Here is a 21848-nt window from a genome sequence, read left to right as displayed (position 1 = left end):
TCAGGCTGCTACCTCCGAGTCCGGTTTTGGGAAGCTCAACAACAAATCGCGATAATACTCGTATTGTTTTTTTCGCTGATTGATTTCACGTGGCAAACCTTCGCTAAGAGAGTTGGTCAATATATCGAAATTGTCGAGAATTGACGCAATCTCCTTTTGCACTGAAAGTGCCGGGATAGGCACAGGCAAAGCTTTAATAATATCTGCATTCAGGTTGCTCACTGAGCCACTATTGATCTTTCCTGCCCAGTAGTTCTGCACACCATTCGATGAAAGGTAGTGATACAGAAAATCTGAATTTAGCGTTCCGTTAAAACCACTGATAGAAGCCCATCCGTCATGAATAGCCCCTCTTATACCCAGAATGTAAGGACGCCCAAAACTCATTGAGTTGGAGATAATGAAATCGCCACTATTCAGGATACGTGACTTTTGAGCACCTTCCTGAGTGATTTTCTGCGCTGTCTGGTTGACATATTTTGAGCCATGCGAAGTATCACCAATCTTGATCCAAGGCACGCCATTTTCATCATCAGTAATATATTTTGCAATTGGTCTAGGCGATGCACCGCGCTGGACGATCGCTACCTCCCCTAAGGCCTTCCACTCGACTCCACCTTCCTCAAAGCTCAACAACTGCTCGCGATAGTAGTTGTATTGTTTTTTGCGGGCGGTAAGCTCGGCGGTAAGCTCGGCGGTAAGCTCGGCGGTAAGCTCGGTAAAGGTATCCAGAATTCGGACGATTTTCATCTGGATTTCCAGCGATTTTTTGGGGTTGTCTGGGTAGGGGATGGGGATCCGAAATTCTTTTACCTTCGCATCAGAAATTGCTGGGTATGCCGAGCCACTTTGATTTTCTTCAAGGTATTTTTTAAATTCTCTTGAGGAGAGCCAATGCAATATCCATTTAGGTAACACTTCATCTTTTTTGACTCGTAAAACACAATAGCCAGTGCTAGCAACTTCGCCAGAGTATTTTTCATCGATCAAGCAATAGCGCATTTGAGTAGGACGAGTAGTTGCAAAAATCACATCGTCTTTTTCAACAAGTTTCTGCGCCCGGCTGGGGGCATTGTTAGCTGCAACCACTGATGTCTCTGTGATTTTTTTTGTTTCAATGCTGACAGAAGCTAGATCAATATATCGATAACTGCGAGTAGAATCCGACCACTTTATATTATTAGTACGTAGAGTCACTTCTCCAATAGGCTTCCAAGCCACCTCACCCCCATCAAGCAACTTTTTCAAGAAGTTCATGTCGCTCATGCTCTAGCCCCCTCACCTTCAATTTCTGCAACTATCGCATCAATTTCGGTACGAAGTTGCTCAATTCTGGCAACGGTAGTTATCAGCTCGGCATTGAGCTGGGCAATATCCACCTCTTCACGAGTATCTTTCGCCTCGATGTAGCTGCTCACCGACAAGTTGTAGTCTTTTTCATTTGCTATTTCTTCGTAAGGTACCGACCTCGCAAAGTGATCGACGTTCTCTTTGCTAGCAAACACCCTCATTATTTGCTGAATATGCCCTAGGTTTTTCTCGTCATCATTGTCAGTCAATACGTTGTTATTGGTTTCTTTCTTAAACAGGCCGCTGGCGTCGATGAACTGGGTAGTGGTCTCTGTTTTGTTTTTTGCCAGCACCAGAATATTCACCGCGATGGTGGTGCCGTAGAACAGGTTGGGCGCGAGGGAAATCACCGTCTCCACATAGTTGTTGTCAACCAGATATTGGCGAATCTTTTGCTCAGCCCCACCGCGATAGAAGATGCCGGGGAAGCAGACGATGGCGGCACGGCCTTTGCTGGAAAGGTAGCTCAAGGCGTGCAGCACAAAGGCAAAATCGGCCTTGGATTTGGGGGCAAGCACTCCGGCAGGGGCGAAGCGTTCGTCGTTGATCAGCGTCGGGTCGTCTGAACCTATCCATTTCACCGAATAGGGCGGGTTGGAGACAATGGCATCAAAGGGCTTATCGTCTCCAAAATGCGGCTCCGTTAGGGTATTACCCAACTGGATATTGAACTTGTCGTAGTTGATGTTGTGCAAGAACATGTTCATCCGCGCCAGGTTGTAAGTGGTGTGGTTGATCTCCTGGCCAAAAAAACCCTCTTCGATGACATGCGCATCAAAGTGCTTTTTAGCTTGCAACAACAGTGAGCCAGAGCCACAGGCCGGATCATAAATCTTGTTGACGCTGGTTTGCCCGTGCATGGCGAGCTGCGCGATCAGCTTGGAAACATGCTGCGGGGTGAAGAACTCGCCACCCGACTTACCGGCATTGGCAGCATAGTTGGAGATAAGGAACTCGTAGGCATCACCAAACAGGTCGATATGGCTCGCAGTAAAGTCACCAAAATCCAGCCCGGCTACGCCTTTAAGTACCGCGGCCAAACGGGCATTTTTGTCTTTTACCGTGTTACCCAAGCGGTTGCTGGTGGTATCGAAGTCGGCAAACAGCCCCTTGATATCGCGCTCTGAGGGGTAGCCGCTGGCTGAAGCCTCAATGTCGGCAAATATGTGGGCAAGATCAGTATTCAAGCTCTCGTTGCTATGAGCATTTTTAGCCACGTTCACGAAGAGATCGCTAGGGCGAATGAAGTAGCCCTTGGTCTTGATCGCGTCCTCTTTAATCTCCTGAGTAATGACGCTATCCGGCAGCTCTGCGTAGTTGATGCTGTCATCACCCGCTTCTATGTAGCTGGTAAAGTTCTCGCTGATAAAACGATAAAACAGAGCTCCCAAAACATACTGCTTAAAGTCCCAACCATCAACAGCACCACGTACCTCGTTGGCAATCGCCCAAATCTGGCGCTGTAGTGCGGCGCGTTGTTGAATACTTGTCATACTGTTTTCCTATTGAAAATCGTTCAATTGATGCTTGAATGTCTTGCTCAAGTTTGGTTCGAATTAAATGAACAACCGGCCTTGCCGAACTTTGGGCTACCATCCTCATTGAGCCTGATGAGGCCTCTGCCATTCAGGCGATATGGCAAAAAGTATATAGCTATGCCAGCTAGACATCACCTTTGGTGAGGCTACGGTATACCGACAATTCTCAATTCAAGGCTTCCACTTCACTAAACCAGACAAAAAATAAGCTACCACAAAAATCGGCAGTATCAGCACCACTGCTGATACTGCCGCTCCCCTTCAAAAAACCACATAAATCTAAGCGCGACACTCAAAACTCCCTTGCATAATATTCCCATCACGCTCCAAGCTATCTACACAGTCGGTATGCCGCTAAAGCATCTCAAGCCTGCCACGTAAGGATGGCACATAGTTTTAAGTATCGTTATTATCCACATGAGGGAAACTGTGTCTCAATCCAAGCCGAGTGGCCCTTGCATATATAGAACTATCCATACAATGCAGAAGAAGGCATGGTTGATCACCGCCTAAGCTTTGCAAAATCAAACGGACTCACCCCCTTCTCCCGATTAGCATCCAGATAATCAGCCCACCATTGCACCATCAGCCTCCGCTCTCCTAAGTGCTCGGCCTTATGAATATAAGCCGCACGCACAGAGTTACGTTCCTGGTGACTCATCTGCCGCTCTACCGCATCCTTCGACCACAACCCCGACTCAATCAATGAACTACAAGCCATTGTTCTAAAACCGTGACCACAAACTTCCACCTTCGTGTCGTAGCCCATTACTCGTAGTGATTTATTAACCGTGTTCTCACTCATCGGTTTACGTGGATCATGGTCACCAACGAAAATCAGCTCACGGTTTCCACTCATGCTTTTGATCTTTTCCAGAATGGCGAGAGCTTGCTGCGATAAAGGAACAAGATGAGGAGTGCGCATCTTTGATCCTCGATGTGAATGCTTCACACCTTCAAGCGGATCACGCTCCCCCGGAATCGTCCACATAGCAGTTTCAAAATCTACTTCTGGCCAGCGTGCGAAACGCAGTTCACTAGATCGTATGAATACTAATAGTGTTAATTCCACCGCCAGTCGAGTGAGAGGTCTGCCAGTGTAGGTATCAATTCGATGAAGTAGTTCAGGAATGCGATTAAGTTCTAACGCAGCGCGATGCTGTCGCTTAGCTGTAGCAACCGCTCCAGCGATCTCTTGTGCGGGGTTGTAATCGATTAAACCGCTCTGCACGGCAAATCGCATAATTGCTGTTGTTCGTTGTTGTAGACGTGCAGCCACCTCAAGACGTCCAGACATCTCCACGGCCTTAATCGGTGTAAGCAGATCTCGGGTTTTTAACTCTGCGATACTTCGCTTACCAATCGCATCGAACAAATTATCTTCCAGACTTTTAAGAACACGGCCACTATGCGACTCAGACCACTTTTGATTGCTGGCGTGCCAGTCTCTGGCTACCACTTCAAACGTTATCGCCTCTTGCTCCTGCTCTACCTTAACGGCTTTCTTGCTCTCACTAGGGTTCATGCCATTAGCTAACTGCTTACGCGCATCGTCACGTCGTGCCCTTGCATCCGCCAGCGACACTTCAGGGTATTTCCCCAATGCCAGCATCTTTTCTTTACCACCGAAGCGATAGCGTAGCCGCCAGTATTTCGAGCCGTTAGGGTGAACCAGCAATACCATGCCTTCACCGTCAGTAAGCTTATAGGCTTTTTCTTCAGGCTTAGCCGTACGAACCTTTACATCACTCAGAGCCATATTGAGTATCCTTTCAAGGGTTCTGTGTGGGTACAAACATTATCGAACCGGGATATACCCGCATTTGTACCCGCATCAGTAAGTTGATGTAGATTGAATCAGGTTGACTTATGTTGACTGAAAAAGCGAGAGGAGCCTTGCGGAGACTGGATTTTAGGCATAAAAAAAGACCTCAGTTGAGGTCTATTTACATACTAATGGTGCCGAAGGCCGGAATCGAACCGGCATGCCTCGCGGCGGTTGATTTTGAGTCAACTGCGTCTACCGATTTCGCCACTTCGGCACTGAAGTAGTATGCGGAGAACGAGGTGAATTATACTTACCTGAGATCCGCATGCAACTGTTATCCCATCATGTTTAGTCTAAGTGTTGAAAAAACCGCCATCAACGCCGTTTTAGCAGCAAATAAACACTGATTAGGAGGAAAAGTATACTAGGCAGCAACGCACCAATGACCGGTGGGATGTTGTAAACCAAGCTAAGTGGGCCAAAAATTTGATCCAATACGTAGAAAACAAAGCCAAAGAAAATACCGGTGACGACCCGAACCCCCATTGGCACGCTGCGTAATGGACCAAATATAAATGACAGAGCCATCAGCATCATTACCGCAACCGAGAATGGCGCAAATATCTTGCCCCACATGTTCAGTTCGTAGCGGTTCGACTCCTGGCCACTTTGTCGCAGGTATTTACTGTAATCATGTAATCCACTGATGGAGAGTGAATCAGGATTCATGGCAACCACACCCAGCTTCTCAGGTGTTAGGTTAGTTTTCCATTCACCGGTTAATGTCTGCGAGCCAGTCACCTTATTAGGATTACTTAGGTCAGATTCATCAACTTGCGATAAACGCCACAAATTGTCTTCAAAAGTGGCGGTTGCCGCATAGCGAACCGAGAGCAAACGATCCTGTTTATCAAAATGATAAATATTGACCCCTGTGAGCTCTTTGTCGCCCGACACCCGCTGGATATAAATAAAGTCGGAGCCGTCTTTCGCCCACAAGCCAGATTGCGTCGACAACAATGAACCGCCGTACATTTGCTGTGCACGGAAGTTACGCGCCATTTGCTCGCCTTGTGGTGCAACCCACTCACCGATCGCCATGGTAAGCAACACGAGTGGAATAGCGGTTTTCATCACCGAGGCGGCAATCTGCATCCGAGTAAAACCAGAGGCTTGCATAACAACCAATTCACTACGGGTAGCCAGTGACCCCAAACCCAACAACGCCCCTAACAGCGCAGCCATCGGGAAGAAAATCTCAATATCTTTTGGCACAGTTAGTAGGGTAAACATCCCGGCCGAAGCGGCTGAGTAATCACCCTGCCCTACTCTACGCAGTTGTTCGACAAACTTGATGATGCCGGATAACGACACCAGCATGAATAAGGTCATCAAGATAGTATTGAGGATAGTCCGCCCGATATAACGGTCTAATACGCCAAACATCAGAAAATACCTCTCAAACGGGCGCGTAACTTACGGGCAGCCAGGCTGTCCCACAGGTTTAACAACACGGCCAGAGCCAAATAAGCACCGTTCACTGCCCATAGCCATACTAGCGGGTCCAATTTGCCTTTACTGGCATTGGAGCGCAGCGAAGTTTGCAGTAGGAAGAAAATCAGATACAGCAACATGGCCGGTAGCATGCTTAATACTCGTCCCTGACGTGGGTTGACCACGCTCAACGGCACCACCAGCAATGCCATTATCACTACCGATACAATCAGTGTCAGACGCCAGTGGAATTCAGCACGAGCATCAGGCTCGGTGGCGTGCCACAACTGGCGCATTGTCATCTGTTCTGCCACTGAGTTATCTTGCTGAACTTCCTGATGACCAATGATTGTCTGATAGTCGACAAAATCGGTGATGCGGAAGTCACGCAATAGCGCAGTGCCTTCATAGCGAGTACCTTTGTTCAAGATAACCACTTGTGAGCCATCAGGCCGTTCAGTCATATGACCACTGTCAGCCACTACAACCGAGGGGCGCTGATTACCGTTTGGCCGCAATTGTGCCAAAAATACACGGTTAAACTCTTTGCCCGACACATTACCGATAAATAAGGCTGAATTGCCATCAGTTGAAGATTTGAACTGCCCGCCAGCCAAGGCGGCCAGGCTCGGGTTCGCTCTGGCATCAGTCAAGACTTCATCTTGATGTTTAGACGACCAAGGCCCTAGCCAAATAGTGTTAACTGCAGCGAGCGCCGAGGTGACCAGCGCCAAAATCAATGCTGCCATAATTAAGGACTTCTTACCCATGCCGCAGGCATGCATCACGGTGATTTCACTCTCCGTATACAATTTTCCCAAAGTCATGAGCAAGCCAAGGAATAAACTCAATGGCAGGATAAGTTGCGCCATTTCTGGCACGCCAAGCCCTAAAAGGGATAAAACCAAGTTTGTCGGGATTTCACCATCGACCGCAGCGCCTAATATCCGAACTAACTTCTGGCTAAAGAAGATTAATAGCAGGATGAACAGAATCGCAATTTGGCTCTTAAGTGTTTCCCGTACCAGATATCTAATGATGATCACGCTAATACGCCTGTGAAAACTTGTCTTTTTGCAGGAAAATCGATAGTTTCATCGTTAATCCGCCATTTATTCTCATCATATGGCAACCTTCACAGCTAAAATAGTATTACAGCATCTAGCGTTTAGGTGTCCTATAGGAACATGCTTATAGTCGCCAAAACAAAACAACTTATGCCGTTAAGGTTAACACACGTCGTTAACACAACGGAGAGAGATCGTTGCGGAGTGCTACATTCTAGCCGTAGCTCCCGCCTTTGTCTTTAAGATTCAGGAGAGTGCATGGAGTTCAGTGTAAAGAGCGGCAGCCCGGAAAAACAGCGCAGTGCCTGTATTGTAGTCGGCGTTTTCGAACCTCGCCGTCTATCTCCCATTGCCGAACAACTCGACAAAATTAGTGATGGCTACATCAGCGCTTTATTGCGCCGTGGTGAACTTGAAGGCAAAGTCGGGCAGACGCTATTGCTGCACCATGTGCCGAATATTCTCTCCGAGCGCATCTTGTTAATTGGCTGTGGCAAAGAGCGTGAGCTTGATGAACGCCAATACAAGCAAGTGATCCAAAAGACCATCAATACCCTTAATGACACCGGCTCAATGGAGGCTGTTTGCTTCCTGACGGAGTTGCATGTCAAAGGCCGCAATACTTACTGGAAGGTGCGTCAGGCAGTAGAAACTGCCAAAGAAACGCTTTACACCTTCGATCAACTTAAAAGCAATAAAACCGAGCCTCGTCGTCCGTTGCGTAAAATGGTGTTCAACGTGCCAACTCGCCGCGAACTGACCAGTGGTGAGCGTGCAATCCAACATGGTCTGGCTGTGGCGTCCGGTATTAAAGCCGCGAAAGATCTGGGCAATATGCCGCCAAACATTTGTAACGCCGCATATCTGGCATCTCAGGCGCGCCAATTGGCCGATGCATTTAGCACCAACATCATCACTCGTGTGATTGGTGAGCAGCAAATGAAAGAGCTGGGAATGCACTCTTATCTTGCTGTCGGTCATGGTTCGCAGAATGAATCATTGATGTCGGTGATAGAATATAAGGGCAATCCGAATCCTGACGCTAAGCCAATTGTGCTGGTCGGCAAAGGGCTAACCTTCGACTCCGGTGGTATTTCGATTAAACCTGCCGAAGGCATGGATGAAATGAAATACGACATGTGCGGTGCTGCAACCGTGTATGGCGTGATGCGGGTGGTGGCTGAGCTGCAATTGCCATTAAACGTGATTGGCGTGCTGGCCGGCTGTGAAAACATGCCGGGTGGCCGTGCTTATCGTCCAGGCGATATCTTGACCACCATGTCTGGCCAGACAGTTGAAGTATTGAATACTGATGCTGAAGGGCGGCTGGTACTGTGTGATGCGCTAACATATGTTGAGCGTTTCGACCCAGAGCTGGTGATTGATATTGCTACACTGACTGGCGCGTGTGTCGTGGCGCTGGGGCATCACATTACCGGCTTGATGTCGAACCACAATCCATTGGCTCATGAGCTAATCGGGGCGTCGGAGCAAGCCGGTGACCGTGCATGGCGCTTGCCGTTGGGTGATGAGTTCTACGAGCAACTGGATTCCAATTTTGCTGATATGGCCAATATTGGTGGCCGTGCGGGTGGAGCTATTACCGCAGGCTGCTTCCTGTCACGTTTTACTCGTAAATACAGTTGGGCGCATTTAGATATCGCGGGCACCGCATGGCGCTCAGGCAAGAACAAAGGCGCAACAGGCCGACCGGTCGCGTTGTTGTCTCAGTTCCTGCTTAACCGTGCAGGGCTAAACGGCGACGATTAATTGTTTGATATATTCCATTTGATATACACCCAGAGTCATTGGTGTTGCAGATAGGCGGCAAACGTACTCATCCCGATGAGCTGACATCAGTCAGTGATTCGGGTGAGTGAGAGTAGCCAACAACCCTGCGGCGTCAAGGACGAAGGGTGCTGAGAACCTATGAAGGTTTGATATATTCCATTTGATATATACCCAAAGTCATTGGTGTTGCAGGTAGGCGGCAAACGAACTCATCTCGATGAGCTGACATCAGTCAGTGATTCGGGTGAGTGAGAGTAGCCAACAACCCTGCGGCGTCAAGGACGAAGGGTGCTGAGAACCTATGAAGAACGCCACCTTTTATCTGCTCGAACACGACACGCCCGTGGGTGAGCTGCGTGCTCATGAAGCGTTGGCCTGCGAGGTTGCCGCTGCTCGTTGGCGGGCAGGCAAACGGGTGCTGATCGCTTGTGAAAGTCAGGAGCAGGCCCAACGGCTGGATGAAGCCCTATGGCAACGTGCACCTGAGCAATTTGTGCCTCATAATTTAGCGGGTGAAGGGCCAAAATATGGCGCACCAGTTGAACTGTCATGGCCAGAACGACGCGGAAATTCCCCTCGTGACCTCCTTATTAGCCTGCTGCCAGAGTTCGCAGGTTTTGCCACTGCTTTCCATGAAGTGGTAGACTTCGTCCCTTACGAAGAAAATTTGAAACAGTTGGCGCGCGACCGATATAAGTCTTATCGCAGCGTCGGCTTCCAATTGACTACGGCAACGCCGCCAACTAATTGAAATAAAAAATAAAATGGAAAACACACCTTCTAATATCGACAAAGCTGAGCCATCCCTCGATAAAACATACAGCCCGCAAGAGATCGAGCAGCCGCTGTATGAGCATTGGGAAAAGCAGGGTTATTTCAAGCCGAACGGCGATACCAGCAAAGAAAGCTACTGCATTATGATCCCGCCGCCGAATGTGACCGGCAGTTTGCATATGGGCCACGCATTCCAGCAAACCATCATGGATACCTTGATTCGCTATCAGCGCATGCAAGGTAAAAATACCTTGTGGCAAGCCGGTACCGACCACGCCGGTATCGCGACCCAGATGGTTGTTGAGCGCAAGATTGCCGCAGAAGAAGGCAAAACCCGTCACGATTATGGCCGTGATGCGTTTATCGATAAAATTTGGGAATGGAAAGGTGAATCTGGCGGCACCATTACTCGTCAGATGCGCCGCTTGGGTAACTCCGTGGATTGGGAACGTGAGCGTTTCACCATGGACGAAGGCCTGTCCAACGCGGTTAAAGAAGTGTTTGTCCGTTTGCATAAAGAAGATCTGATTTACCGTGGCAAACGCCTGGTGAACTGGGATCCTAAGCTGCGTACCGCTATCTCTGATTTGGAAGTGGAAAACCGCGAATCCAAAGGTTCAATGTGGCATTTGCGCTACCCTCTGGCTGATGGTGCTAAAACCGCTGAAGGTAAAGATTATCTGGTCGTCGCCACCACCCGCCCGGAAACCGTGCTGGGTGATACCGGTGTTGCGGTAAACCCAGAAGATCCGCGTTACAAAGATCTGATCGGCAAAGAAGTGATCTTGCCGCTGGTCGGTCGCCGTATTCCGATCCTCGGTGATGAACACGCCGATATGGAAAAAGGCACCGGTTGCGTGAAAATCACCCCCGCCCACGACTTTAATGACTATGAAGTCGGTAAGCGCCACGCCCTGCCTATGATCAACATTTTGACTTTCGACGGTGATATCCGCGCAGAAGCTGAAGTGTTCGATACCAACGGTGAAGCTACCGATGCTTGCAGTAGCGCAATTCCAGCCCAGTTCCAAGGTCTGGAGCGCTTTGCTGCCCGTAAAGCAGTGGTGGCTGAATTCGATAAACTCGGCCTGTTGGAAGAGATTAAACCCCATGACCTGACGGTTCCTTATGGTGACCGTGGCGGCGTGGTGATTGAACCGATGCTGACCGACCAATGGTATGTTCGCACCGCTCCACTGGCCAAAGTCGCCATTGAAGCAGTCGAAAACGGCGAGATCCAATTCGTACCTAAGCAGTACGAAAATATGTATTACTCGTGGATGCGTGATATCCAAGACTGGTGTATCTCCCGTCAATTGTGGTGGGGCCACCGCATTCCAGCTTGGTATGACGAGCAGGGTAACGTGTACGTTGGCCGCGATGAAGCGGAAGTACGCCGTGAGAATAATTTGGGGGCAGATGTCGCACTGCGTCAAGATGAAGACGTACTGGATACCTGGTTCTCATCCGGCCTGTGGACTTTCTCCACACTGGGCTGGCCTGAGCAAACAGCAGCACTGAAAACTTTCCATCCGACCAGTGTGGTGGTCAGTGGCTTCGACATTATTTTCTTCTGGATTGCTCGCATGATCATGCTGACCATGCACTTTATGAAAGATGAAAATGGCAAGCCGCAAGTGCCGTTTAAAACAGTGTATATGACCGGCCTTATCCGCGATGACGAAGGGCAGAAAATGTCCAAGTCCAAAGGAAACGTTATTGACCCGCTGGATATGGTTGATGGCATTTCGCTGGAAGAGCTGCTGGAAAAACGTACCGGAAACATGATGCAGCCACAACTGGCTGAGAAAATCCGCAAACGTACCGAGAAACAGTTCCCGAACGGGATTGAACCACACGGTACTGATGCCCTGCGCTTTACCTTGGCTGCATTGGCCTCCACTGGCCGTGATATCAACTGGGACATGAAGCGCCTGGAAGGTTATCGCAACTTCTGTAATAAGCTGTGGAACGCCAGCCGTTTCGTGCTGATGAACACTGAAGGACAAGATTGTGGGCAGAATGGCGGCGAGATGGTGCTGTCACTGGCTGACCGCTGGATTCTGGCTGAATTCAATCAGACCATTAAAGCCTACCGTGAAGCGATGGACACTTATCGCTTCGATCTGGCAGCCGGTATTCTGTATGAATTCACCTGGAACCAGTTCTGCGACTGGTATCTGGAACTGACCAAGCCGGTGATGAACAGTGGTTCGCAAGCTGAACTGCGCGGGACTCGCCACACCCTGATTGAGGTATTGGAAGCACTGTTACGTCTGGCGCATCCTATTATTCCTTATATCACTGAGACTATCTGGCAGCGGGTTAAAACCCTGAAAGGCATTACTGCGGACACCATTATGTTGCAGCCTTTCCCAGAATATGACGCCAGTCAGGTCGATGAGAAAGCCCTAAGTGATTTGGAGTGGATCAAGCAGACTATCATTGCCGTGCGTAATATCCGTGCAGAAATGAACATCGCACCGGGTAAACCACTGGAAGTGATGCTGCGTGGTGCCAGTGCCGACGCCCAACGTCGCGTGCTGGAAAACCAAAGCTTCATCCAGTCATTGGCACGCCTCTCCTCTCTCACCTTGTTAGCAGAGGGTGATAAAGGCCCGGTATCCGTGACCAAATTGGTTGAGGGTGCTGAAGTGTTGATCCCCATGGCCGGTCTGATTGATAAAGCGACCGAACTGGAAAGGCTGGCAAAAGAAGTGGCGAAGCTGGAAGCCGAGATTGAGCGCATCGAAAGCAAATTGAGTAACGAAGGTTTTGTGGCGCGCGCGCCAGAAGCCGTCGTTGCCAAAGAGCGCGAAAGAATGGCCGCCTGTGCTGAAGCCAAGCAAAAATTAATTGAGCAGCAGGCAGTTATCGCCGCACTGTAATTAATCTGCGACTCACCAAACCAAAACAGCGGGATATTCATGATACCCGCTGTTTTTTTATCATTGCCTCTTTGCGTCATTCAATGGTATTACAGATTATTACTAAGTTATTACCATTCGATTTATAGAGTAATACGCCATGACCACAGCTACACCTATCCGCCTGCTGGTGCGCCCTATCACTGCCGCTGATAATCTTGCTATCGCTAATGTTATCCGCGACGTTTCGGCTGAGTTTGGCCTAACGGCAGATAAGGGCTATACCGTGTCTGATCCCAATCTGGATCACTTATATGAGTTGTATAGTCAGCCACGTAGCGCATATTGGGTTATTGAGGTGGATGGTCGGATTGCGGGTGGGGGTGGTGTAGCACCGCTGTCTGGCGGTGAAGCTGACCTTTGTGAATTACAGAAAATGTATTTCCTACCGATCTTGCGCGGCAAGGGGCTCGCTAAGCAATTGGCACTGCAGGCGCTAGAGTTTGCTCGCCAACAGGGGTTTGGTCGCTGCTATTTGGAAACCACCGCTAGCCTAACCAGTGCCATCGGTTTATATGAAAAGTTAGGTTTTGAGCATATCGACCGTTCGCTGGGCAATACCGGCCATGTCGATTGTGAAGTGACTATGTTGAAAAAACTGTAATTATTCAGGGCACATTAAGCACCCTGATATTATTTGCTAATGACTTTAAGTACGCAGGGCATCCCCAAAGTCATTGGAATTGCAGGTAGGCAGCAAGAGAACGAACCCCGATGAGCTTACATCAGTAAGTGATTCGGGTGAGCGAACGAAGCTAACAACCCTGCGATTTCAAGCACGCAGGGGATGTTAGTGACGCTTACCGTCGTCATCCTCATCAATCAACTCTTCGTCGTCGAACTCGCCGTCTTCATCTTCGCCGTTAGGATCTTCATAGTAAGTTCCCCAACCGTCGTAATTCACGCCACAGGTTTCAGCGAGCGCAATCAACTGTTCTACCTGCGCATCAATAATTTCGGCATTCAGAGCAACTTCACTTATCACATCACAGCACATCACCACAGAGCCATCTTCCACTTCCAGCTCTTCAGCATCGGTCACTTCATAACCCAGCTTGAATGCTTCAACGGCAGCTTTTTCCAGCACTTCGAACTTCTCGGCTGAAAGGTGGTGTTCAATGGTGTACAGCGCATCCGGATCGCTGCCATCTTCCAGCAGTTCTTCGATGATCAGGCGAGTCTCGTCACGTTGTTCGTCTAGCATTTCGCGGTTTGCCATGCCTTTATCCTCAGTCAATGGGCTTTGTATTGCGCTATTTTCCCACACCCGCGCGGTTGCCTCCACTACAAACGAGAAAGATTTGTTGATTGGGGTTGTAATTGCATATTTATACGTATAAATTGAATTTAAATTCATATTGAAGTTAAATTAAACTCAACGTAATTGATGTTGGCGCTAAACATCAAAGATGTTGGGCCACAAGGAGATGAACAGATGAGTCAGTTCTATAAACGTCACTTTCTGAGGTTACTGGATTTTACCCCCGCCGAGATAACAGCCCTGCTGGCGTTAGCTGCTGAGTTGAAGCAAGCCAAGAAATCCGGCAATGAACAGCAAAAATTGGTAGGTAAGAATATCGCGCTCATCTTCGAAAAAGACTCGACCCGTACTCGATGCTCTTTCGAAGTTGCCGCATATGATCAAGGTGCACGCGTGACTTACCTCGGCCCAGGTGGGAGCCAAATTGGGCATAAAGAGTCCATTAAAGATACCGCCAGAGTCTTGGGCCGTATGTATGACGGTATTCAGTATCGTGGTCACGGCCAGCAAGTGGTCGAAACACTGGCAGAATTTGCAGGTGTCCCGGTATGGAATGGTCTGACGAATGAATTCCACCCTACCCAATTGCTGGCTGATTTACTGACTATGCAGGAGCACTTGCCAGGTAAGCCGCTGAGTGACATGAAGTTTGCTTATCTCGGCGATGCTCGTAATAACATGGGCAACACCATGCTGGAAGCCGCGGCTTTGGTGGGGATGGATTTACGTTTGGTCGCGCCAAAAGCGTGCTGGCCCGAGGCCAAACTGGTGGCAGCTTGTCAGGCTCAGGCGCAAAAGACGGGTGGCAAAATCACCCTGACAGAAGATATTGCTGAGGGGGTAAAAGGGGCTGACTTCCTGTATACCGATGTTTGGGTCTCAATGGGTGAGCCGAAAGAGGTATGGCAGGAGCGTGTGGCTCTGTTAAAACCTTATCAGGTCAATATGAATGTGGTGAAATTGACGGGCAACCCGCAGGTTAAATTCCTGCACTGCCTGCCAGCATTCCACGATGACCAAACCATTGTTGGCAAACAGATGGCAGAGCTTTATGACTTGCCGAATGGCATCGAAGTGACGGAAGAAGTCTTTGAATCCGCACACAGCATTGTGTTTGATCAGGCAGAAAACCGCCTGCACACCATCAAAGCCGTGATGGTCGCTACTCTGTGTAATGCATAAAAATAGTTAGCATAGCAAAGGCCAATACAGTCACTGTTTGGCCTTTTCTGTTATAAAACCCAACCAACTAGCCTATTTCACTGCCATTTTAACCACGGCTTTACGCACATTGGCAGGCTCACCCACGGCACACAGCGGCTTATGCACTTCTCCTGGGTAGAACACCACAAAATCACCGGTTTGCATCACAAACTGTTTCTCATCAATACCTGCGGGTAAAAAGGCAATATCTTTGTCCGCTAACCAGTCGGTATCAGGTTTACCGGCCGGTAGATTACTGAAAGTCATCCCCTCCACCCCAGCCAGCACAATCTGGATATCCAGATACTTAGCATGATATTCCGCCCGACGATTTTCCAGATAGTCCGTGCTGTCATTGGAAATCAGCACAAACAGATTATTACCATCAATATCATGCTTACCCAGTGGGGTTTCTGCAGTGATATGTTTTTTGACGTATTCAATAGCGTCTTTCAGTGGCGCAGGCAGATAAGGTAATAATTCCAAATGATGAATATTTCCGGCAATCATACTTTTCCCTTTTGTATAAATAAAATGAAATAATGTTCCATTATAACTAATTCACCCTATATTTAGTGGGAGATCACTAACATTTTAAGGCCACTCACAATCATTACTTTTTTGTAATATTTCTTTATCACAAATTGTTATAACAAATAGCTGTTGAGACTTTGACCACAGACAGCAAAGCCATTATCGTGAGAAACTGCGATGAAATAGTAGAAAAAACAATAATTTCCTATTAGTGTAACCATCTGTTACGCGCAATATTTATTAAACAGCATAATGGCATTAATCCATTTTCAGGGAGTCTCAATGAAAGCTAAAATTCTGTCATTATTGGTTTTGACAGCATTATCTGGTAGCGCGCTGGCAGCAACGCCTCCGGATACTCTGGTCGTGGTGCAATCCCTGGATGATATTGTTAGCCTTGACCCGGCTGAAAGTAATGAATTATCCAGTATTCAAACTGTTCCAAGTCTGTACCAACGTCTGGTACAGGCCGATCGTGATAATCCGGCACAAGTGATACCGGTGCTTGCTGAAAGTTGGCAAGGGGATGCTGCTGCCAAAACACTCACTGTAAAATTGCGCCCAAAAGCCGTGTTTTCCTCTGGTAATCCAGTACAAGCCGATGACGTCATTTACTCCTTCACCCGTGCGGTCAAAATGAATCGTTCACCGGCCTTTATCCTCAACGTGCTGGGCTGGGATCCGAGTAATATCGAGAAGAATCTGAAGAAGATTGATAACAATACTGTGCAACTGAGCTGGAGCGCTGATGTCAGCCCGGCGGTTGCCCTGAATATTTTATCGACACCGATTGCTTCGATTGTGGATAAGAAAGCCGTTACTGCTAATGTGAAAGAAGATGACTATGGCAATGCCTGGTTGAAAATGCACTCCGCAGGGAGTGGGCCGTTCAAAATGCGTGTTTATCAACCGCACCAAGCTATCGTACTGGATGCTAACCCAACGTCACCAGGCGATAAGCCACTGATTAAAAATATCATTATCAAAAACGTGCCAGATCCAAGTGCTCGCCGTTTGCTGATTCAGCAAGGTGATGCCGATATCGCGCGTGAATTAGGGCCAGACCAGACAGCAGCATTGAAAACGCAAGCGGGTGTTAAAGTTGTTGAGATCCCATCAGCTGAACAAAACTATTTGGTCTTTAACACCGCCAATCCAGCCAACCCAATTCTGAGCAAACCAGAATTCTGGAAAGCTACTCGCTATTTAGTTGATTACCAGGGTATTACTAAAGACTTGCTGAAAGACCAGTATTTCGTACATCAAAGCTTCCTCCCGGTCGGTTTACCGGGCGCACTGGAGAGCAATCCATTTACCTTTGATCCCGCTAAAGCCAAAGAAATTCTGGCTAAAGCAGGCATTAAAGATGCCACACTGACACTAGATGTTGAGAACAAACCGCCATTTATTACCATTGCTCAGTCACTGCAAGCCAGCTTTGCCCAAGGTGGGGTGAAATTGGTGCTGCTGCCAGCTGCAGGTAGCCAGGTTTATGGCCGCGTACGTGCCAAACAGCATCAGTCAGCTATTCGCCTGTGGATCCCTGATTACTTCGATGCGCACTCCAACGCCAGTGCCTTTGCCTATAACGACGGTAAGAGCAGCACGGTTGCTGGCTTAAATGGCTGGGTTATCCCTGAATTGAATAAGCAAACACTGGCCGCTGTCGCAGAAGCCGATCCAGCTAAGCGCGCGGCTCTCTACACCCAAATGCAGCAAGAGCTGCAACAGAACTCGCCTTACATCTTTATTGATCAAGCCAAGGCACAAGTTGTATTGCGAGATAATGTAAAAGGCTACCAACAAGGTCTGAATGCAGATATGGTCTACTATGACCGTGTCAGCAAGTAAGATAGCCGCGCTGACTTATCAATAAAGTATATTTAACGCGAGCACGTCGATGTCTGTAGCATTAAATCATACGCCGGGAACCCAATCCCGGCGTCGTTTTTGGGGTTTTTTACAGGGGCTATTTACCCTGGCCCTAACCTTATTCGGTCTACTGGTTATCACCTTTTTCCTGTCGGCGTTGTCGCCAGTGGATCGGGTGCTACAAATTGTGGGCGACCACGCCAGTGAAGCCACTTACCAGCAAGTTAAACACCAACTTGGGCTGGACCAGTCATTACCTGTACAGTTCTGGCATTATCTGGAGCGCCTTGCTCATGGTGATTTGGGGCTTGCCAGTGCCAGTGGTCAGCCGGTTTTACACGATCTGCTCAACGTATTCCCTGCAACATTAGAATTGGCAACGTTATCTCTTATCATCGGTGCATCACTGGGGGTTATCCTCGGTTTGTTGTGTGCTCGTTGGGCGGGGAGCAAGCTGGATGTCACTATTCGTTTTATTACCTTGCTGGGTAACTCGGTGCCCATCTTCTGGCTTGGCCTGCTGATGCTGCTGCTATTTTATGCTCGCCTACAATGGAGCCCCGGCCCCGGTCGCCTTGATGATATCTATCAATATACGGTGGAAGCGAAAACCGGTTTTGCCCTGATCGACACTTGGCGCTCCGGTGATGCCGGTGCCTTTGGTAATGCTATCGCCCATTTGATCTTGCCGGTGGCCCTGCTCTCCTACTATGCCTTGGCCAGCATTACCCGCCTGACACGTTCTGCATGTTTGAGTGAACTGAATAAAGAGTACATCACGCTAGCCAGAGCCAAAGGCGCGGGTGAGATGCGAATTCTGCTGATGCATGTGCTGCCCAATATCCGTGGCACATTACTGACAGTGATTGCACTGGCCTATACCAGCATGTTGGAAGGCGCGGTATTAACAGAAACCGTCTTTGCCTGGCCGGGTATTGGTCGCTATCTGACCAGCGCACTGTTTGCCGGAGATACCACCGCTATTATGGGGGGAACTCTGCTGCTCGGGATGTGCTTTATTTTGATTAACAATGTGACGGACCTGCTGGTTCGTCTGCTGGACCCGAGAACGCGCTGATATGTCAATCATAAAAATCTGCCACGCGCTGAAGCGTTCCCCTTCCACCAGCATCGGGCTGTTTATTCTCTCTTTGTTGGTCATCATCGCGATTTTCGCCCCTTGGCTGGCACCGCAAGATCCTAACTGGCAAAACGCGGCTGACCGGCTGTTACCGCCTGGGGGACATCACTGGCTGGGTACCGACAGTTATGGTCGCGATATGCTGTCGCGCCTGATTTATGGCACTCGCCCAACCTTGGGGTTAGTGCTGCTGGTTACCGTGATCACCTTGCCATTGGGGCTGCTGGTCGGGGTACTGTCTGGCTATTACGGCGGCTGGCTCGAACGTATTTTAATGCGTGTCACTGATGTGGTGATGTCGATGCCACGGCTGATTTTGGCCTTTGCTTTTGTGGCCATGCTTGGCCCAGGTTTAATTAACGGCGCACTGGCTTTGGCCCTGACCACGTGGCCAGCTTATGCCCGCCAGGCCCGAGCCGAAATTCAGCTATTACGCAAAAGCGACTACCTTGCCGCCGCTGAAATGATGGGTATCAAAGGCCTGCGCTTGCTGTGGGGCCACATTTTACCTATGTGCCTCCCTTCTGCGGTGGTACGTCTGGCGCTCGATTTAGCGGGGATTATTTTGGCGGCAGCCGGATTAGGCTTCCTCGGGCTGGGAGCCCGCCCACCTATGTCTGAATGGGGTTCAATGGTTGCCGACGGCATGCAGGTTATTTTCGACCAATGGTGGATTGCCGCGATCCCAGGCTGCGCCATCTTACTTAGCAGTATGGCATTTAACCTGTTAGGCGACGGCCTGCGAGATATTTTGGACCCTCACCATGACTGATAAAATTTTCGTCGTCGACAACTTGTGCGTCGATTTTCAGCAACAACGAGTGGTGGATAATATCTCGTTCCACCTCGGCCACGAGCGAGTCGCGCTGGTAGGTGAGTCTGGTTCTGGCAAATCTATTACGGCCAGAGCCTTGATGGGATTAGTTCGCTCGCCGGGGAGAGTCAGTGCCAAAAAGCTGAGTTATTATGCGGATAATACCGACGAGCAAGGAAATTCCGGTCAGGTTATCGAATATGATTTAACGCGCCTAAAATCTAAGCAATGGGGCGCATTACGTGGCAGTGAAATTGCCATGGTGCTGCAGGACCCCCGCTACGCACTGAATCCGGTGCGCACGGTTGGAAAACAAGTTGAAGAGTCCCTACTCTTGCATAACTCCCTTTCCGGTGCAGATACGCGCGAGCGCGTGTTAAACGCGCTGGCCTCGGTTGGATTGAATGAAAGTGCTTATCACAGCTACCCCGGCCAGCTGTCGGGTGGTATGGGGCAGCGGGCGATGTTAGCCATTGCTTTAGTGAATAACCCTAGAGTACTCATCGCCGACGAACCCACCTCAGCATTAGATGCCAAACTGCGCAATCAGATTCTTGAACTGATCGTCGAGCAAACTGAGCAGCGCAATATGAGCTTGTTGCTGATCAGCCACGACCTGCCGTTAGTCGCCGAACATTGTCACCGGGTACTGGTGATGTATCAGGGGAAATTAGTGGATCAAGGGCTGGCAGCTGATTTGCCTCATTCAACTCATCCTTATACCCATACACTTTGGGCTTGTCGTCCGAACGCCAGCACCTATGGCACTGATCTGCCGGTACTGGATCGCAATGCCGATTTCTCTGGAGGCCACCGTGGCACTGATTGAAGTTAACAATCTACAAGTCAGTTTCGCTCAGAAAAATCAGGTAAAAATGGCGGTTGAGTCGGTCAGTTTTGCCGTGCAAGAGGGGGAAACTTTCAGTCTGATCGGGGCTTCGGGCTGCGGTAAATCGACGGTATTGCGCACACTGGCCGGTTTGCAGCGGGAGTGGCAAGGCGAGATAACCTTGCTGGGCCAACCGCTACAGCCGGGGCAACGTTTTACCGGTCAGTTGCGTAAAGAAGTGCAGATGGTGTTTCAAGACCCTTATGCCTCGCTTCATCCTCAACATAATATTCAGCGCACACTGGGGGAGCCATTAAAAATCCACGGCGAGCAGAATATTCAGCAAAGAATTGATCAGGCACTTGAACAAGTGGGCCTACCCGCCTCTGCGGCACAGCGCTATCCCCATCAATTCTCCGGTGGTCAACGCCAGCGGATTGCCATCGCCCGCGCCCTGTTATTACGCCCCAAATTGTTGCTGCTGGATGAGCCGACGTCAGCATTAGATATGTCTGTTCAGGCTGAAATTCTCAATCTACTCAATCACCTGAAACACGAGCATGGCATGACTTATTTGTTGGTCAGTCATGATAGTGATGTGGTCGCGCATATGTCCGAGCGTGCCGCAATTATGGAAAGTGGCAAGATAGTGAGAGAGTTTACCCGACGGGATCTGGAGTTGGCCGAGCATTTTATGGGGTAGATTTCAGGTGATTAGTTCGGTTGCTAATGCACTGAGCTTACTTAACCACCGATGAAGTGGACTAACGATACGTGCGTAGGCGCAGGATCGTTAAGGGTGTGCGCCAACACACCCTTGACTGTTTAAGGTGACAAGGGTTAGGTGAGCCGTGAAGCTGTACAACCGAATCTAAAAACCTAAACCAAAATCATGACAGGAACTCACACTAACAACCAAACTGATCACTAAAACTGAAAACTAAAAACCCTCCATCACTCTCACCACTCCTTGAATATACTCCTGCAAAGTATCCTCCTCCATGGCATTGGCCCCCTGCACCAAGAACGGCGGTAAAAAATCCATCCCGGTCATATTTGCCATCGCGCGGAAAGGCAGTAACAAATCTAACGCCGGGTAACGGTTATAACCTTGTGGAGTATAGTCCTGTGCTTTCCCCCCGGTAGACACCACCAACTGCAAGGGTTTGCCCTGCAACCTATCCCCGCGGCTGCCATAAGCGAAACCGTAAGTTAAAACCGCATCCTGCCATTCACTTAAAATCGCCGGCGAGCTGTACCAGTAAAAAGGAAACATCATCACAATCACATCATGCGATTCCAGCAACTGTTGCTCGCGAGCAACATCAATCTGAAAATCTGGATACTCACGCATCAATTCATGCACGGTGACATTCGGTAAGAGACTAACTGCCTCTATTAACTGGAGGTTGATACGGGACTCATCTGGGCTACGGTGGGCAGTTAACACTAAAATACGGGACATAATTCACTCTCCAACAGGTT

Annotated in this window: 19 protein-coding genes and 1 tRNA gene; 10 read left to right on the top strand and 10 right to left on the bottom strand. The window is 49.1% G+C overall.

The features are described from left to right. The 7 genes from DJ58_RS06385 to lptF all read right to left on the bottom strand — a co-directional run bounded on the left by DJ58_RS06385 (nucleotide 1) and on the right by lptF (nucleotide 7196). Entirely contained in the window at nucleotides 1-1266 is a 1266-nt protein-coding gene (locus tag DJ58_RS06385) for a restriction endonuclease subunit S (protein WP_032910477.1), read from the bottom strand. Next, nucleotides 1263-2843: a type I restriction-modification system subunit M gene (locus DJ58_RS06390; RefSeq protein ID WP_004707112.1), complete on the bottom strand. Its 1581-nt coding sequence runs from the start codon at nucleotides 2841-2843 to the stop codon at nucleotides 1263-1265. The genes DJ58_RS06385 and DJ58_RS06390 overlap by 4 nt, the downstream gene beginning before the upstream one ends. 211 nt (nucleotides 2844-3054) lie before the next feature. Further along, nucleotides 3055-3180, bottom strand: a complete 126-nt coding sequence (locus DJ58_RS24010; protein WP_004707111.1) for a hypothetical protein — start codon at nucleotides 3178-3180, stop codon at nucleotides 3055-3057. Nucleotides 3181-3390: 210 nt separating this feature from the next. Beyond that, complete coding sequence (locus DJ58_RS06395; RefSeq protein WP_004707110.1) at nucleotides 3391-4647, bottom strand: tyrosine-type recombinase/integrase; 1257 nt, start codon at nucleotides 4645-4647, stop codon at nucleotides 3391-3393. A 198-nt stretch (nucleotides 4648-4845) separates the two neighbouring features. Further along, nucleotides 4846-4930 (bottom strand) — tRNA-Leu (locus DJ58_RS06400). 101 nt (nucleotides 4931-5031) lie between these two features. After that, nucleotides 5032-6102, bottom strand: coding sequence for an LPS export ABC transporter permease LptG (gene lptG / locus DJ58_RS06405; protein ID WP_032910475.1), 1071 nt, complete (start codon nucleotides 6100-6102; stop codon nucleotides 5032-5034). After that, nucleotides 6102-7196, bottom strand: a complete 1095-nt coding sequence (gene lptF, locus DJ58_RS06410; protein WP_004707109.1) for an LPS export ABC transporter permease LptF — start codon at nucleotides 7194-7196, stop codon at nucleotides 6102-6104. The genes lptG and lptF overlap by 1 nt, the downstream gene beginning before the upstream one ends. Before the next feature lie 279 nt (nucleotides 7197-7475). On the opposite strand from lptF, the gene pepA reads away from it, so the two are divergent. The 4 genes from pepA (at nucleotide 7476) to DJ58_RS06430 (ending at nucleotide 13313) form a co-directional block, all read left to right on the top strand. Then, nucleotides 7476-8987: a leucyl aminopeptidase gene (pepA, locus tag DJ58_RS06415; RefSeq protein ID WP_004389286.1), complete on the top strand. Its 1512-nt coding sequence runs from the start codon at nucleotides 7476-7478 to the stop codon at nucleotides 8985-8987. Between the two features lie 322 nt (nucleotides 8988-9309). Further along, complete coding sequence (locus DJ58_RS06420) at nucleotides 9310-9759, top strand: DNA polymerase III subunit chi (protein ID WP_004707108.1); 450 nt, start codon at nucleotides 9310-9312, stop codon at nucleotides 9757-9759. A 13-nt stretch (nucleotides 9760-9772) separates the two neighbouring features. Continuing rightward, nucleotides 9773-12670, top strand: a complete 2898-nt coding sequence (locus DJ58_RS06425) for a valine--tRNA ligase (protein ID WP_004707107.1) — start codon at nucleotides 9773-9775, stop codon at nucleotides 12668-12670. 139 nt (nucleotides 12671-12809) lie between these two features. Then, on the top strand, nucleotides 12810-13313 hold the full coding sequence (locus DJ58_RS06430; RefSeq protein WP_004707106.1) for a GNAT family N-acetyltransferase: 504 nt from the start codon (nucleotides 12810-12812) through the stop codon (nucleotides 13311-13313). A 186-nt stretch (nucleotides 13314-13499) separates the two neighbouring features. On the opposite strand, the gene rraB is transcribed toward DJ58_RS06430, so the two are convergent. Further along, nucleotides 13500-13928: a ribonuclease E inhibitor RraB gene (gene rraB / locus DJ58_RS06435; protein ID WP_032910473.1), complete on the bottom strand. Its 429-nt coding sequence runs from the start codon at nucleotides 13926-13928 to the stop codon at nucleotides 13500-13502. A 216-nt stretch (nucleotides 13929-14144) separates the two neighbouring features. On the opposite strand from rraB, the gene argF reads away from it, so the two are divergent. Beyond that, entirely contained in the window at nucleotides 14145-15152 is a 1008-nt protein-coding gene (gene argF / locus DJ58_RS06440) for an ornithine carbamoyltransferase (RefSeq protein WP_032910472.1), read from the top strand. 72 nt (nucleotides 15153-15224) lie between these two features. Here argF and DJ58_RS06445 read toward each other — a convergent pair whose 3' ends face one another. Then, nucleotides 15225-15683 carry a NanQ anomerase/TabA/YiaL family protein gene (locus DJ58_RS06445; RefSeq protein ID WP_004707103.1) on the bottom strand — a complete coding sequence of 153 codons (459 nt, stop codon included), beginning with the start codon at nucleotides 15681-15683 and terminating at the stop codon, nucleotides 15225-15227. Between the two features lie 306 nt (nucleotides 15684-15989). On the opposite strand from DJ58_RS06445, the gene DJ58_RS06450 reads away from it, so the two are divergent. From DJ58_RS06450 to DJ58_RS06470, 5 genes are read left to right on the top strand one after another with little or no spacing between them, the layout of a single operon-like run. Continuing rightward, nucleotides 15990-17558, top strand: a complete 1569-nt coding sequence (locus tag DJ58_RS06450; RefSeq protein ID WP_032910470.1) for an ABC transporter substrate-binding protein — start codon at nucleotides 15990-15992, stop codon at nucleotides 17556-17558. A gap of 49 nt (nucleotides 17559-17607) precedes the next feature. After that, the gene (locus DJ58_RS06455; RefSeq protein ID WP_004707101.1) at nucleotides 17608-18657 is read left to right on the top strand and encodes an ABC transporter permease; all 1050 of its coding nucleotides are present in this window, start codon (nucleotides 17608-17610) and stop codon (nucleotides 18655-18657) included. Between the two features lies 1 nt (nucleotide 18658). Beyond that, nucleotides 18659-19492 carry an ABC transporter permease gene (locus DJ58_RS06460; RefSeq protein WP_004707100.1) on the top strand — a complete coding sequence of 278 codons (834 nt, stop codon included), beginning with the start codon at nucleotides 18659-18661 and terminating at the stop codon, nucleotides 19490-19492. Beyond that, nucleotides 19485-20363, top strand: coding sequence for an ABC transporter ATP-binding protein (locus tag DJ58_RS06465; RefSeq protein ID WP_032910469.1), 879 nt, complete (start codon nucleotides 19485-19487; stop codon nucleotides 20361-20363). The genes DJ58_RS06460 and DJ58_RS06465 overlap by 8 nt, the downstream gene beginning before the upstream one ends. Next, nucleotides 20350-21066 (top strand): ABC transporter ATP-binding protein, encoded by a 717-nt coding sequence (locus DJ58_RS06470; RefSeq protein WP_032910467.1) that lies wholly within the window; start codon nucleotides 20350-20352, stop codon nucleotides 21064-21066. The genes DJ58_RS06465 and DJ58_RS06470 overlap by 14 nt, the downstream gene beginning before the upstream one ends. Nucleotides 21067-21303: 237 nt before the next feature. On the opposite strand, the gene DJ58_RS06475 is transcribed toward DJ58_RS06470, so the two are convergent. After that, the gene (locus DJ58_RS06475; protein ID WP_004707097.1) at nucleotides 21304-21828 is read right to left on the bottom strand and encodes an NAD(P)H-dependent oxidoreductase; all 525 of its coding nucleotides are present in this window, start codon (nucleotides 21826-21828) and stop codon (nucleotides 21304-21306) included. Nucleotides 21829-21848: the final 20 nt, after the last annotated feature.

The organism is Yersinia frederiksenii ATCC 33641 (assembly GCF_000754805.1).
GTDB classification, from domain to species: domain Bacteria; phylum Pseudomonadota; class Gammaproteobacteria; order Enterobacterales; family Enterobacteriaceae; genus Yersinia; species Yersinia frederiksenii.
The sequence above is the reverse complement of the archived record's forward strand: the minus strand, read 5'-3'. Positions and strand labels throughout refer to the sequence as shown.

What these genes read in the sequence shown, in the direction of transcription:
- DJ58_RS06420 (WP_004707108.1), top strand. Translation starts at nt 9,310, where the DNA reads ATGAAGAACGCCACCTTTTATCTGCTCGAACACGACACGCCCGTGGGT.
- DJ58_RS06395 (WP_004707110.1), bottom strand. Translation starts at nt 4,647, where the DNA reads ATGGCTCTGAGTGATGTAAAGGTTCGTACGGCTAAGCCTGAAGAAAAA.
- rraB (WP_032910473.1), bottom strand. Translation starts at nt 13,928, where the DNA reads ATGGCAAACCGCGAAATGCTAGACGAACAACGTGACGAGACTCGCCTG.
- DJ58_RS06425 (WP_004707107.1), top strand. Translation starts at nt 9,773, where the DNA reads ATGGAAAACACACCTTCTAATATCGACAAAGCTGAGCCATCCCTCGAT.
- DJ58_RS06460 (WP_004707100.1), top strand. Translation starts at nt 18,659, where the DNA reads ATGTCAATCATAAAAATCTGCCACGCGCTGAAGCGTTCCCCTTCCACC.
- lptG (WP_032910475.1), bottom strand. Translation starts at nt 6,102, where the DNA reads ATGTTTGGCGTATTAGACCGTTATATCGGGCGGACTATCCTCAATACT.
- pepA (WP_004389286.1), top strand. Translation starts at nt 7,476, where the DNA reads ATGGAGTTCAGTGTAAAGAGCGGCAGCCCGGAAAAACAGCGCAGTGCC.
- DJ58_RS06465 (WP_032910469.1), top strand. Translation starts at nt 19,485, where the DNA reads ATGACTGATAAAATTTTCGTCGTCGACAACTTGTGCGTCGATTTTCAG.
- DJ58_RS06455 (WP_004707101.1), top strand. Translation starts at nt 17,608, where the DNA reads ATGTCTGTAGCATTAAATCATACGCCGGGAACCCAATCCCGGCGTCGT.
- DJ58_RS06475 (WP_004707097.1), bottom strand. Translation starts at nt 21,828, where the DNA reads ATGTCCCGTATTTTAGTGTTAACTGCCCACCGTAGCCCAGATGAGTCC.
- DJ58_RS06450 (WP_032910470.1), top strand. Translation starts at nt 15,990, where the DNA reads ATGAAAGCTAAAATTCTGTCATTATTGGTTTTGACAGCATTATCTGGT.
- DJ58_RS06390 (WP_004707112.1), bottom strand. Translation starts at nt 2,843, where the DNA reads ATGACAAGTATTCAACAACGCGCCGCACTACAGCGCCAGATTTGGGCG.
- DJ58_RS06430 (WP_004707106.1), top strand. Translation starts at nt 12,810, where the DNA reads ATGACCACAGCTACACCTATCCGCCTGCTGGTGCGCCCTATCACTGCC.
- DJ58_RS06385 (WP_032910477.1), bottom strand. Translation starts at nt 1,266, where the DNA reads ATGAGCGACATGAACTTCTTGAAAAAGTTGCTTGATGGGGGTGAGGTG.
- DJ58_RS06445 (WP_004707103.1), bottom strand. Translation starts at nt 15,683, where the DNA reads ATGATTGCCGGAAATATTCATCATTTGGAATTATTACCTTATCTGCCT.
- argF (WP_032910472.1), top strand. Translation starts at nt 14,145, where the DNA reads ATGAGTCAGTTCTATAAACGTCACTTTCTGAGGTTACTGGATTTTACC.